The organism is Corynebacterium sp. H113, from assembly GCF_037572315.1.
Taxonomy (GTDB): Bacteria; Actinomycetota; Actinomycetes; order Mycobacteriales; family Mycobacteriaceae; genus Corynebacterium.
Map to the genome: position 1 here is coordinate 996,164 of NZ_JBBHKZ010000002.1, position 13,353 is coordinate 1,009,516.

At 57.3% G+C, this 13,353-nt stretch carries 14 protein-coding genes; all 14 read left to right on the forward strand.

The genetic code is table 11. The features are described from left to right. Positions 1–206 precede the first annotated feature (206 nt). The 14 genes from mihF (at position 207) to ribH (ending at position 13,353) form a co-directional block, all read left to right on the forward strand. Complete coding sequence (mihF, locus tag WG938_RS05710; RefSeq protein ID WP_339978378.1) at positions 207–533, forward strand: integration host factor, actinobacterial type; 327 nt, start codon at positions 207–209, stop codon at positions 531–533. Positions 534–538: 5 nt separating this feature from the next. Next, positions 539–1,111 carry a guanylate kinase gene (gene gmk, locus WG938_RS05715; RefSeq protein ID WP_339978379.1) on the forward strand — a complete coding sequence of 191 codons (573 nt, stop codon included), beginning with the start codon at positions 539–541 and terminating at the stop codon, positions 1,109–1,111. A 101-nt stretch (positions 1,112–1,212) separates the two neighbouring features. Then, entirely contained in the window at positions 1,213–1,491 is a 279-nt protein-coding gene (rpoZ, locus tag WG938_RS05720) for a DNA-directed RNA polymerase subunit omega (protein WP_339978381.1), read from the forward strand. 81 nt (positions 1,492–1,572) lie between these two features. Beyond that, positions 1,573–2,841, forward strand: a complete 1,269-nt coding sequence (gene coaBC, locus WG938_RS05725) for a bifunctional phosphopantothenoylcysteine decarboxylase/phosphopantothenate--cysteine ligase CoaBC (protein WP_339978383.1) — start codon at positions 1,573–1,575, stop codon at positions 2,839–2,841. Positions 2,842–2,881: 40 nt separating this feature from the next. After that, entirely contained in the window at positions 2,882–4,096 is a 1,215-nt protein-coding gene (gene metK, locus WG938_RS05730) for a methionine adenosyltransferase (RefSeq protein ID WP_339978385.1), read from the forward strand. A gap of 9 nt (positions 4,097–4,105) precedes the next feature. After that, positions 4,106–6,163, forward strand: coding sequence for a primosomal protein N' (locus tag WG938_RS05735; RefSeq protein WP_339978387.1), 2,058 nt, complete (start codon positions 4,106–4,108; stop codon positions 6,161–6,163). 54 nt (positions 6,164–6,217) lie between these two features. Next, positions 6,218–6,709, forward strand: a complete 492-nt coding sequence (def, locus tag WG938_RS05740; protein ID WP_339978389.1) for a peptide deformylase — start codon at positions 6,218–6,220, stop codon at positions 6,707–6,709. Further along, positions 6,709–7,653 carry a methionyl-tRNA formyltransferase gene (gene fmt, locus WG938_RS05745; protein WP_339978391.1) on the forward strand — a complete coding sequence of 315 codons (945 nt, stop codon included), beginning with the start codon at positions 6,709–6,711 and terminating at the stop codon, positions 7,651–7,653. Before def ends, fmt begins: the two co-directional genes overlap by 1 nt. Then, positions 7,654–9,144 (forward strand): RsmB/NOP family class I SAM-dependent RNA methyltransferase, encoded by a 1,491-nt coding sequence (locus tag WG938_RS05750; RefSeq protein WP_339978393.1) that lies wholly within the window; start codon positions 7,654–7,656, stop codon positions 9,142–9,144. A gap of 36 nt (positions 9,145–9,180) precedes the next feature. Further along, positions 9,181–9,849, forward strand: coding sequence for a ribulose-phosphate 3-epimerase (gene rpe / locus WG938_RS05755; RefSeq protein WP_339978395.1), 669 nt, complete (start codon positions 9,181–9,183; stop codon positions 9,847–9,849). A gap of 9 nt (positions 9,850–9,858) precedes the next feature. After that, entirely contained in the window at positions 9,859–10,896 is a 1,038-nt protein-coding gene (ribD, locus tag WG938_RS05760; protein ID WP_339978397.1) for a bifunctional diaminohydroxyphosphoribosylaminopyrimidine deaminase/5-amino-6-(5-phosphoribosylamino)uracil reductase RibD, read from the forward strand. Positions 10,897–10,998: 102 nt separating this feature from the next. Then, positions 10,999–11,586: a riboflavin synthase gene (locus tag WG938_RS05765; RefSeq protein ID WP_339978399.1), complete on the forward strand. Its 588-nt coding sequence runs from the start codon at positions 10,999–11,001 to the stop codon at positions 11,584–11,586. A gap of 10 nt (positions 11,587–11,596) precedes the next feature. Beyond that, positions 11,597–12,856 (forward strand): bifunctional 3,4-dihydroxy-2-butanone-4-phosphate synthase/GTP cyclohydrolase II, encoded by a 1,260-nt coding sequence (locus WG938_RS05770; protein ID WP_445292884.1) that lies wholly within the window; start codon positions 11,597–11,599, stop codon positions 12,854–12,856. Further along, positions 12,853–13,353 (forward strand): 6,7-dimethyl-8-ribityllumazine synthase, encoded by a 501-nt coding sequence (gene ribH, locus WG938_RS05775; protein ID WP_339978403.1) that lies wholly within the window; start codon positions 12,853–12,855, stop codon positions 13,351–13,353. Before WG938_RS05770 ends, ribH begins: the two co-directional genes overlap by 4 nt.

Sequence of the window (13,353 nt, forward strand, 5' to 3'; positions counted from 1 at the left end):
TTGGGTGCTACAATCGCCAAAGCTGACCTGTTCACGCAGGTGGCACCACCCGAAGCGGTGAAATATATTTCACTTTTCTGGTGTGTCACCGCGAGTGATTGACAAACCTCAATCGTTCTCGTGTACGGTCACCCTCCAGTTCGACTAATCATCGAACCGGTAGCTTTTTATACCGACCAATTAACCTACGAAATAACGGAGGAACCGTGGCCCTTCCGCAGTTGACCCCAGAGCAGCGTGCAGCAGCCCTCGAAAAGGCAGCTCAGGCTCGCAAGGTCCGTGCAGAGCTCAAGGACAAGCTGAAGCGTGGCGCAACCGATCTGCCAGAGGTCCTGAAGCAGGCTGACGAAGACGAGATCATCGGCAAGATGAAGGTCTCGGCACTGCTTGAGGCAATGCCAAAGGTGGGTAAGGTCAAGGCCCAGGACATCATGACTGACCTCGAGATCGCACAGACCCGTCGTCTGCGTGGTCTGGGCGACCGCCAGCGTCGTGCATTGCTGGAGCGTTTCGGCTACAACGTCGAGGACTAGGCAATATGACCGGGACTGAATCTGCCAGGCTCGTGGTACTTGCGGGTCCTGCCGGAGTCGGGAAGTCAACCGTTGTTGGCCGGCTTCGTTCCGAAGTTCCGGGGCTGTATTTCAGCGTTTCTATGACTACCCGGTCACCTCGACCGGGAGAGGTTGAAGGACGCGACTATTTCTTCGTCAGTGCTGATGATTTCCAGGATCGCATCGACAACGATGAGATGCTGGAGTGGGCTGATATTCATGGTGGTTTGCAGCGTTCAGGCACACCGAGACAGCCAGTAGAAGATGCATTGGCGCAAGGCCGTCCTGTTCTCGTGGAGGTGGATCTCGCGGGTGCTCGCAGCATTCGTCAGGCTCAGCCAGATGCACATTTGCTATTCTTGGCCCCACCTAGCTGGGACATTTTGGTCGAGCGTCTTACCGGACGTGGTACCGAATCGGCAGAGAATATCGCTCGGCGTCTCGAAACCGCACGCACCGAAATGGATGCCCAAGGAGAATTCGACACCGTCGTGGTCAATGACAATGTTGACGATGCAGTTGCAGCTATCGCAGCCGCACTGACGGGTTCGAACTGACGCGGACTATTTTGGGCTGGAGTTCACAGGGATACACTTGATATCACGGCTCTAGCCAATTTCTCATTCTTATTAATTTCTAGTTCAGGAAGATCGTTTACGTGACCCAGGACAGCACCACCACTGAGGCAGTCTTTGACCCGCCAGTTGGTATTACCAACCCACCAATCGATGAATTGCTGGACAAGGCATCGTCGAAGTACGCCCTCGCGATTTTCGCTGCGAAGCGCGCTCGCCAGATCAATGACTACTACCAGCAGCTCGATGACGGCATGTTGGAGTATGTAGGTCCGCTGGTGACGCCGGCTGTGGCTGAGAAGCCACTCTCCATCGCGCTGCGCGAAATCAACGCAGGTCTGCTGGAGCACACCGAAGGCTAGAAAACAGCTAGAAACTAGTTAGCCTTGCACGTATCCTTGGGTAATTAACCCGCAGGTACGTACACAGGAGAACTCAACACAATGGCCGCTGGCTACCCCGATGATTCCACTTCGTTGAAGATTGTCGTCGGTGTAGCCGGCGGCATTGCTGCGTATAAGGCCTGCCATTTGGTACGTGCCTTCACCGAGCGGGGTCATTCCGTCCGCGTGGTGCCAACGGAATCTGCACTGAAGTTTGTGGGCGCTGCGACATTCGAAGCGTTATCAGGCAACCCCGTAGCGACGACAGTCTTTGAAGCAGTGGACGAAGTGCAGCACGTTCGCGTCGGTCAGGACGCAGACCTTATCGTCATCGCGCCTGCCACCGCAGATTTGATGGCTCGAGCGGCGCATGGACAGGCCAATGACATGCTGACTGCAACGTTGCTTGTTGCCACCTGCCCAGTAGTTTTTGCTCCGGCCATGCACACCGAGATGTGGAACCATCCGGCGACTCAGGATAACGTCGCTACGTTACGTCGCCATGGCAAGATCGTGCTACCACCGGCACATGGCCGATTGACAGGCAAGGACACGGGTCCCGGACGTTTGCCAGAGCCCGAACAAATTGCAAAGTTGGCGTTGTTGGCTGCACGTGCACCACAGGCTTTTGCACAGGATCTCGCGGGCAAGCACGTCGTAATCACTGCGGGTGGTACCCGCGAGGCGATTGATCCGGTGCGCTTTATCGGAAATCATTCGTCGGGGCGTCAAGGCTACGCTATTGCTGAAGTGGCAGCTGCGCGTGGCGCGGATGTCACGCTCATTGCCGGCGCTACCGACGAATTGCCGGTACCTGCTGGCGCGAATGTGGTCCTAATTGGTTCAGCTCGCGAGATGGAGAAGGCGGTAGCAGACGCTGCACCAGAAGCGGACGTGTGCATTTTCGCGGCGGCGGTCGCTGATTTCCGGCCGGCTAACGAAGCGACCTCGAAGATGAAGAAGGGCAGTGCCGATGATGCGCTGACTCGGATTGATCTGATTGAGAACCCAGATATTTTGGCGACGACGGTGCAGCGTCGTGAAGCTGGAGAGATTCCTGCCTCCACTGTCCTGGTCGGCTTCGCCGCCGAAACTGGCGACGACAGCCACACTCCGCTGGAGTTTGCAAAGGTCAAGCTGGCAAAGAAGGGCTGTGACGTTTTGCTGTGTAACGATGTTTCCGCAGGCAAGACATTTGGCTCGGACGACAACGTCGGATGGCTGTTAGATTCGACCGGTGCAGTAGTTGATGTGCCTTTCGGCACAAAGTATGAAGTGGCGTCGCATTTGCTGGACCACGTTGTGACAATAGTGAACCGCTTAGTCTAGACTGAGCAGGGTTATTATCGCTGCAATAGAAGGAAGTACCGTGGCACGTCACCTGCGCCTCTTCTCCAGTGAGTCCGTCACTGAGGGCCACCCGGACAAAATTTGCGACTCCATTTCGGATGCAATCCTGGACGCAATGCTGACTGAGGATCCGCATAGCCGCGTTGCTGTCGAGACAGTCGTTACCACCGGCCTGGTGCACGTTGTCGGTGAAGTTCGGACGGAAGGTTACGTGGATATTCCACGCATTGTCCGCGAGCGACTGCGTGATATCGGCTTCGACTCGTCTGAAAAGGGCTTCGACGGCACGACGTGTGGCGTATCGGTATCTATTGGCGAGCAGTCCGCTGAAATCTCGGATGGCGTAACGACGTCGCTTGAAGCGCGTGATGCCGCAGGAGCCGAGCTCGAAGAAGAAGACCTCGCTGGTGCTGGTGACCAGGGCCTCATGTTCGGATATGCGACAAATGAAACTCCTGAGTTCATGCCACTGCCCATTGCGCTGGCACATCGACTGGCTCGTCGACTGACACAGGTACGCAAGGAGGGCATTGTCCCGCATTTGCGCCCAGATGGAAAGACCCAGGTGACGCTTGCTTACGATGTCGATAACAGCCCGAAGTACATCGACACGATCGTAATTTCTACTCAGCACGATCCAGGCATCACTCAGGACTGGCTGAAGCAACAACTACACGAGCACGTGATTTCGTGGGTGATCAAGGAAACCAACCTGGAACACATGGTCACTGATGAGCTGACACTGCTCATTAACCCGTCAGGTTCCTTCGTCGTCGGTGGACCGATGGGCGATGCCGGTCTGACGGGACGCAAGATCATCGTGGACACCTACGGTGGCATGGCTCGTCACGGCGGTGGCGCATTCTCCGGTAAGGACCCATCGAAGGTGGACCGCTCCGCTGCCTACGCCATGCGGTGGGTAGCAAAGAACATCGTTGCCGCTGGCCTCGCTGACCGTGCTGAGATCCAGGTTGCTTACGCCATTGGCCGCGCGAATCCAGTTGGCCTGTATGTCGAGACTTTCGGTACCGGAAAGGTACCGGCCGAAGTCATCGAACAGGCTGTAGACAAGGTATTCGATCTGCGTCCAGCAGCCATCATTCGTGATCTTGATTTGAAGCGTCCTATTTACGCAGCGACAGCTGCATACGGCCACTTTGGTCGTACCGATCTTGATCTTCCGTGGGAACGACTGAACCGCGTTGATGACCTGAAGGCTGCAGCTGGCCTATGATAGGCCACCGTGAGTAACGAAACCCGAGCCGATGAAGCAACCCCCGCGTTGCCCGTCGCTCGGGTTTTGCCTTTGTTGGGTTTACCCCAGTTGGACAGGCCTTTCGACTACTTGGTGAAGCCGGAACACGACGCAGCTGCACAACCAGGAGTTCGGGTTCGGATCCGTTTCAATGGCCAGCTCGTTAATGGCATCGTGTTGGAAAGAGTGAAGGAGCCAGCTCACCAGGGCCGGCTGACACCTCTGAAAGACGTGATCTCGCCAGAAATTGTCTATCCACCTCAACTGGCTCGACTCGTCGATACGCTAGCGCAGTATTACGGTGGGGTGCGTTCGGATATCATCCGGTCCGCAGTACCGACGCGGCACGCGCGTGCAGAGAAGCAACGTCTGAAGCACCACAGCAATGACAACGAACCGTATGAGCCTCCGACATGGGAGGAGCTGGGCGCACTTGTTACCGAAGATATCGATGTTAGTTCCTGGAATGCCTACGCGTATGCGCAGTCCTATATTGCAGCTGTACTTGACGGGCAGCCGGCGCGTGCTGCTTGGCATCCAACACCAGGGGAGAACACCACACTCCGCATCGCTGAGTTAGCTGCCTCTGTGGCGCGTGCAGGTGGCGGTGTCTTGATTGTGGTGCCCGATCAGCGACGCATCGACCAGCTCGACGTAGAGCTGCGCAACTTCGTGTCGCCACGTCAAATCACGACGCTGGCAGCAGGCACGGGTCCGGAATCTCGCTATCGCCGCTACCTTGACATCTTGCATGGCCAGGGCCGACTCGTGATTGGCACACGGTCTGCGGTGTTCGCTCCTGTGCTCAATCTGCGTCTGTTAGTGGTGCTTGACGACGCCGACGATAACCTCGCCGATCCGCGTGCACCATATGCGCATGCCCGCACGGTCGCAGTGACACGTAGTCAACAAGAGGGATGCGCGCTGCTGATGGGATCACAGACCCGTTCAGCTGAGATGCAGCAACTGGTCGATTCACGGTGGGCGCACAATTTAGTCGCAACCACGGAAGCTTTGGAACAACGCATGCCTGTGATGATCGCGTCGTCAGATTCGATTGCTGATCCAGAAAACATGTCTCGTTCCCGACTTCCTGCTGCAGCATTTCGACATGCCCGCGCGGCACTGCGCGCTGACCTACCGGTGCTCGTGCAAGTTCCACGCAAGGGCTACATGCCCACGCTGTCCTGCCAACGCTGTGGCACGCCCGCACGGTGCCGTCACTGCAATGGCCCGCTCGGTATTCCGACAAGTAAGAATCCTGATGAACCCGCTCCACCAACGTGCCGTTGGTGTGGCCGCATCGATGTCCATCATCGTTGTCACGAGTGCGGTTCACCGCGCATCAGGCCTACGATTCTCGGAACCGATCGCACGGCTGAAGAGATGGGACTCGCATTTCGTCCTTTTCCTGTTGTGATGTCGTCGGGCGATCACATTGTGACGGAGATTCCCACTGGTGGACGGATCGTCGTCGCAACGCCGGGTGCTGAACCTCACGTTGAGGGAGGGTACGGAACCACGTTGATTCTGGATACCTGGGTGACGCTGGGACATCAGGATCTGCGTGCCGACGAAGACGCGCTGGCGACCTGGGCAAAAGCCGTAGCCTTAACTCGGCCTGGGGTTGACGGCGGACATGTCATCATCGATGCGGACGCGGCGGTTCCCGTGGTGCATGACTTGCTGGGCTGGAATATTGTCGCCGCTGCGGAACGTGAACTTGCAGATAGGGCAGCCGCTGGGTTGCCACCAGCGACATCGATGGCGGCTATCGACGGCACCGCGCGGGCGATCGATCGGTTCGCGGCTGATTTCCGCGCTCCGGAAGGGGCAGAGCTGCTGGGCCCAGTTGAGCTGCCAGCGACTATGCGTCCTCCAGCAGGTGTTGAGCCAGGAACGCCGATTCGTCGGCTGCTAGTACGGGTGCAACGATCCCAAGCTGCAGAGTTGGGCGCTCGGTTGCGGGAAGCACAAAGCGTTCGAGCCACAAACAAGGAGCCAACACCTGTGCGGGTGATTGTTGACCCAGTTCGTTTCGGATAGCTGCTGGGATACGATGAAACTCTAGAAGTTAGGTAGAGGAGTTGGTGTAGCCACATGACCGTTCGCAGTGTTCGCTTGTTTGGAGATCCCGTCTTGGTATCTCGTGCAGATGAGGTCACAGATTTTGACCACACATTGGAAACATTGGTGAACGACATGTTGGACACCATGGATGAGCAAGGCGGGGTCGGCCTCGCCGCCAACCAGGTCGGAGTGCTCCAGCGCGTATTCGTCTACGACTGCGAAGGTGTCCGTGGGCACATTGTGAACCCCGAGTGGGAAGCTATCGGCGAAGACACTCTGTTCGAAGAGGAAGGGTGCCTCTCCATTCCCGGCGTCAATGCAAAGGCCACTCGTTTTGCCAAGGTGCGGGTTACCGGTCAGGATTGCAAAGGCGTTCCAGTGGCAGTAGAAGGTGAAGGCCTGCTGTCCCGGTGTATTCAGCACGAGACGGATCACTTGGACGGCGTGTTGTTCTTGAAGCGCCTCGATAAGGAAGAGCGCAAGTCAGCTATGAAGCAGCTTCGTCAGCAGGAGTGGTTTTAATGCGGTTGATTTTCGCGGGCACACCACAGCCGGCAGTTCCAGCTCTGGAAGCACTGATTGCGCACCCTGACCATGAGGTCGTTGCGGTATTGACCCGCCCCGATGCCCCTTTCGGGCGGAAGCGTACGCTGCGCCCATCTCCAGTGAAAGAAATTGCAGTCAAGCACGGTATCGAGGTGCTTACACCGGAGAATCTGCGCGACGAGTCGGCTCGCGAGCGACTCTCTGAACTGGCTCCTGACTGTATTCCGGTTGTTGCCTACGGCAATCTCGTTCCGAAAGACCTACTCGAGTTGCCCGCTCACGGTTGGGTTAATCTGCACTTTTCGCTGCTCCCAGCATGGCGTGGCGCAGCACCAGTTCAAGCGGCAATCGCCGCTGGCGATGACATCACCGGTGCCTCCACGTTCCGCATCGATGAAGGTCTCGATACTGGCCCTGTCCTCGGCAAAGTCACTGAAGTGATCAAGCCAACTGATACAGCCGATGATCTGCTTACTCGGCTCGCTTACTCCGGTGCCGACCTTTTGTGCGCCACGATGGACGGCCTCGCAGCCGGCACGCTCCGCCCCGAAGTTCAACCTGCAGATGGAGTGAGTTACGCCGCCAAGATTCACCCCGCAGACGCCCAGATCGATTGGACTCTTCCTGCCCACATCATCGACCGTGCGGTGCGCGCCCACACGCCAGCGCCTGGTGCCTGGACTCTGCTTGACGACGAGCGTTTCAAGGTAGGTGAGCTCCGTCTAGCCAACGTTGCTGATAGCGACGTCGAGAAGCAGCTTGCACCCGGTGAGTTGTACGTAGAAAAGAAGCGGGTGCTCGTTGGCGCGGGTGGAAACACTGCGGTAGAGCTGGTGCGCGCGCAGCCATTTGGCAAGAAGATGATGAATGCTATTGATTGGGCGCGTGGCGCAAACCCAACGGGAAAGGTCTTGGGCTAGATGGCTGAAGAAGGAAAGTCACGGGGCAATAGGCGACGCAATTCGGATGGTCAGCGTCGTGGTCAGCGAGGCAGCGGGGACCACGGTGGGCGCAATCAGGGTGCCCGCCGTGGCGGTGGCCAGCGAAGCAGTCACAACAATGGTCAGAATCGCATTGATCTTCCCCGCAAGATTGCACTGGACGTTTTGAGCGAAGTCCGCTCGCAGGGCGCGTTCGGCAACTTGCTCCTGCCGAAATTGCTGCGCAAGCACAAGCTATCCGGCCGTGATGCAGCATTCGCTACTGAAATCACGTACGGCACGCTTCGTGCTGAAGGCCTTCTCGATCAGATTCTTGCAGCTGCATCCACGCGCCCGTTGGAAGACATCGACCCTCCGTTGCTCGATGTCCTTCGTCTGGGGGCCTATCAGCTTCTTCGTACCCGTGTGGGTGCACATGCTGCTGTCGATACATCAGTCAAGGCAGCTGCAATTGTTAGTTCGCCGGGTGCCAAGGGTTTCGTCAACGCAATTTTGCGCAATGTATCCCGGCATACGGAGCAGGAGTGGCTACAGAAGATCGGCCCAGATCCACAACAGGATCCGGTTGGATATCTCGCGTTGAGGACCAGCCACCCGCGGTGGATTGCCGATACGTTCGCTCAATCGCTTGGCGCTCAGGCTCAAGAGTTGTCGAGCGCTTTAGCAGCAGACGACGAACGCCCAATTGTCCATCTCGTCGCTCGTCCCGGTGAGATCACCGCGGAGGAGCTCGCGCTCATCACTGGCGGTGAGCAGGGGCCATGGTCGCCGACGTGTGTCCGCATTGAATCCGGCGATCCAGGCCAGTTAGAACCCGTTCGAGACGGCCTCGCTGCGGTGCAGGATGAGGGGTCGCAGCTGATTGCGCGCGCCGTCGTCAAGGCTGAAGTTGAGGGCCAAGATACGGGTCGCTGGCTAGATCTTTGTGCTGGTCCGGGCGGTAAAGCTGCGTACTTAGGTTCCGTCGCAGCGATAGATGGCGCAACTGTGGATGCCATTGAGGTAAGCGAAAAGCGTGCCACCCTGGTGTCGAATTCCACTAAGGGACTACCTGTCACGGTCCACGTTGCCGACGGTCGCGACCCTGGTATGGAACCAGGCTACGACCGCGTTCTGGTCGATGCTCCATGTTCCGGCTTGGGTTCTTTACGACGTCGCCCTGAAGCTCGGTGGCGTAAGTCAAACAAGGATATTGCCGGTTTGGTGAAGCTTCAGAATGAGCTTCTTGCCAAGGCTGTGGAGTTGACGCGGCCAGGTGGCATCATTGTCTACTCGACGTGTTCTCCGCATCTTCGAGAGACGAGGGGCATCGTTGATAAGGCAGTCCGCACGTTGAATGTCGAAGAGCTCGATGCGCACGATCTCGTTGCACCGATGACCGACGTGGGAGCCAGTCCATCGGTACAGATGTGGCCGCATCGTCACGGCACGGACGCAATGTTTTTCGCGGTTCTGCGCAAGAAGGGTTAACGCTAGGGACGGAGCTGCAACGGGTAAGCTCAAGGCATGAGCAACCCGATCATTGCCCCGTCAATTCTTTCCGCTAACTTCGCGAAGCTGGACCGCGAGATCGAAGCAGTGTCGAACGCTGACTGGATTCACGTCGACGTCATGGACGGCCACTTTGTCCCTAATCTGTCCTTCGGTGTGCCTGTGATGGCAGCGGTGGGCACGGTCACGGATAAGCCACTTGATGTCCATTTAATGATCGAAAACCCTGAAAAGTGGGTTGACGGCTACATCGATAATGGTGCTGCAGGTGTGACTTTCCATGTGGAAGCCGCCGAAGACACCATTGCACTTGCTCGTCATCTGCGGGAGCGCGGAGTCAAAGCAGGCATCTCGTTGCGTCCTGGCACGCCTATTGAGCCGTGGTTAGACAAGTTGGCAGAGTTTGACTTGGTGTTGGTCATGAGTGTCGAGCCTGGCTTTGGTGGCCAGTCGTTCATGCCGGACCAGTTGGAGAAGGTACGCGCACTTCGCCAGCGTATCGATGCCGATGGCATCGATACCATCATCGAAATTGACGGCGGTATCTCTGCGAAGACCATCGAAGCTGCTGCTGAAGCCGGTTGTGATGCGTTCGTTGCTGGATCTGCGGTCTACGGTGCAGCCGTTCCTAACGATGAAATCGAGAACCTCCGCGCACTCGCTACCGCTGCACGCAAGGCCTAGTGTTCAGTCATGCCTGTCTTTACTGATCTCACGGCAGCAACGCCGTTGTCTATTGACCAAGCGATGCGCACTGCTATCGCTGCATCAAAGCGGGTCAAAGCAACGACATCTCCTAACCCTGCGGTAGGTTGCGTCGTACTCGACGCGACCGGAATCCCCGTGGGTGTCGCTGCTACTGATCCGGCAGGCGGTCCTCATGCCGAGCCTCAGGCGCTCCGCCAGGCGGGCGCTCGCGCTACAGGGGGTACGGCCGTCGTCACGCTGGAGCCGTGTCATCACCATGGAAAGACTCCGCCATGTACGACGGCGTTGAAGGATGCTGGCATCGCGAAAGTTGTATTCGCTGTTTCGGATCCGAATCCAGTGGCAACCGGTGGCGAAGAGTGGCTGCAGCACCAAGGCATTGAGGTTGTTCGTGGTGTGCTTGCAGCCGACGTCGCTGATGGTGTGTTGCGGCCGTGGTTGCATTGGCAGGCGACTCGTCGGCCGCACATCACGCTGAAAACTGCGGGCACTGTGGATGGTTTGGCAGCGGCAACCGATGGCTCGTCGCAGTGGATTACCGGGGAGAAGGCACGAACGGAAGTGCATCTGGATCGGTCGCGTCGAGATGCGATTATCGTCGGCACTGGCACTGTGCTCGCTGATAACCCGCGGTTGACAGCCCGCAAACCGAATGGTGAGTTGTACGAGCATCAGCCACTACGAATTGTTGTCGGACACAGCGAAATTCCTGAGGACGCTGCCATTCTCGGCGACAACTTCCGTCATATTCGAGCACGCGACATGGAACAGGTCGTTGATGTGCTGGCTGACCTAGGGCTTATCGACGTTCTCGTCGAAGGCGGACCGCGTCTTGCGGGCGCATTCCTTGACGCAGGACTCGTGGACGCTATCGAAAGCTACGTAGCCCCAAGTGTGTTGGGCGCCGGCACCGCTGTTGTTGACACCGGCAAGACCACCAACATCGCGGACATCACTCGGTTCCGAACGGTCAGTGTGTCCACGCTTGGCGACGATGTCCTCATCAAAGCAGTACGCACCTGAGGTTGACTAAGCAACCTGGTTTATTCATAAAAGCAGCACCAGCAGGCAGTACCAGGCTGCATACTTGCTGTAGTTGAAAGAGCGGAAAGGAAACGACGCACTTTGTTCACGGGAATCGTGGAAGAAAAGGGAAAAGTCGCTGTTATCGAGGACCAAGGTGATGCGATCCGGCTGACTCTTGATTGCGCCACCGTTCTTGACGGTGTGGGTCTTGGCGATTCCATTGCTGTCAATGGTGTGTGCCTGACTGTTGCCGAGTTCGATGACACGTCGTTTACTGCGGATGTCATGCAAGAATCTCTGGACCGAACAAGTCTCGGTCAGTTGACGGTTGGCTCTCCGGTGAATTTGGAGCGTGCGATGCCCGCCAACGGTCGACTTGGTGGTCATATTGTGCAGGGCCATGTCGATGGCACCGGCGCAATTGTTAGTCGAACCCCTGGCGAGCACTGGGAGGTTGTCCGCATTTCACTTCCGGAGGAGCTGGACCGATATGTCGTCGAAAAGGGTTCGATCGCAGTCGACGGTACGTCGTTGACTGTGTCTGCAGTCGGCGAGGATTGGTTCGAGATTTCTCTCATTCCTACAACGCTTGCGGATACTATCCTTGGGGCGCTGCCAGTGGGAGCTACCGTCAATCTAGAGGTTGATGTGGTGGCCAAGTACATCGAGAAACTACTACCTAGATAAGCTAACGATTGTGATTCAACTCGACTCAGTGGAGAGGGCGATCGCCGATATCGCCGCCGGCAAGGCCGTCGTCGTTATTGACGATGAAGACCGTGAAAACGAAGGCGATATTATTTTCGCCGCCGAGAAGGCGACCCCTGAACTGGTGGCCTTTATGGTTCGCTATTCGTCAGGCTATATCTGCGCGACGCTTCCAGGCGAAGATTGTGACCGCCTAGAGCTGCCACCTATGGTGACTCAGAATGAGGACGCGCGTGGCACCGCCTACGCGGTTACGGTCGATGCCAATACAGGCACCACCGGTATTAGCGCGACCGATCGTGCGAGGACTATTCGGCTTTTGGCGTCGCCAGATTCCACGCCACATGAGTTCGCGCGTCCAGGTCACGTCGTACCGCTTCGTGCCCGTGACGGCGGTGTTCTTGTTCGCGCAGGTCACACTGAAGCATCTGTCGACCTTGCCCGACTCGCGGGACTGCGACCTGCTGGCGTCCTGTGTGAGGTTGTTTCCGAAGAGAACCCCACAGAAATGGCTCGTTCACCTGAGCTTCGTCGGTTCTGCGACGAACATGATCTCGCACTCATTTCCATTGAGCAGATGATCGAGTACCGCCGTCGCCACGAGATCCTTGTCGAGCGGGTGGTAGAAACCAAGCTGCCCACGGAGTTCGGCGCATTCCGCGCTTACGGATACCAAGACAAAGTCACTGGCATTGAGCACGTGGCGTTGGTTGTCGGCGATGTCACCGCGAACGATGGCGAGGATGTGTTGGTCCGCGTCCATTCCGAGTGCCTCACCGGCGATGTGTTTGCTTCACGACGTTGCGACTGTGGCCAACAACTCCACAAGTCTATGCAGATGGTCCAGGACGCAGGCCGTGGCGTGATCTTGTACATGCGTGGCCACGAGGGAAGGGGCATTGGTCTCATTCCAAAGCTTCGTGCCTACGAGCTGCAGGATAATGGCGCTGACACTGTCGATGCGAATCTCGAGCTTGGTTTGCCAGCAGATGCGCGCGAGTATGGCACTGGTGCCCAAATTCTTCGCGATCTCGGAATCAAGTCGATGGCATTGCTCACGAACAATCCAACGAAACGCGCTGGTCTAGGCGGTTATGGCCTAGAGATGACTCGTCGAGTAGCAGTTCCTGTGGAGGTCCATGAAGACAATGTCCGCTACCTCATGACCAAGTGCGAGCGTATGGGACATGAATTGCCATGGTTGAACGACTACCTTGGGAAGCAAAGCGAAAAGGAGACACAGCAGTGAGCGGTGCAGGTTTGCCACCCATTGAGATCCCAAACGCAGAAGGAATGAGCGTTGGGCTGGTTACGGCACATTGGAATGAGGACATCACCTCGCAGCTCCGTTCCGAAGCCCTCGCCGCAGCTGAAGAAGCTGGGGCGATTGTCACCGATGTCACCGTCGTTGGTGCGTTAGAGCTTCCAGTCGTTGTGCAATCGTTGGCTACCTATCACGACGCTGTGGTAGCGCTGGGTTGTGTCATCAGGGGTGGCACGCCTCATTTCGACTACGTGTGTGACTCAGTGACGCAGGGCTTGACCCGCATTGCTTTGGATAAGAACACCCCGGTAGGCAATGGTGTGCTGACGTGCAATACGCATGAGCAGGCTGTTGAGCGCTCTGGAGCTGAGGGGTCCGTGGAGAATAAGGGCAGGGAAGCGATGATCGCTGCGCTGCATACTGCGAGTCTGCTCCGTGACCTGGCAGACCAAGACTTAGCTGATCTGGGAGAGGATCTGTGA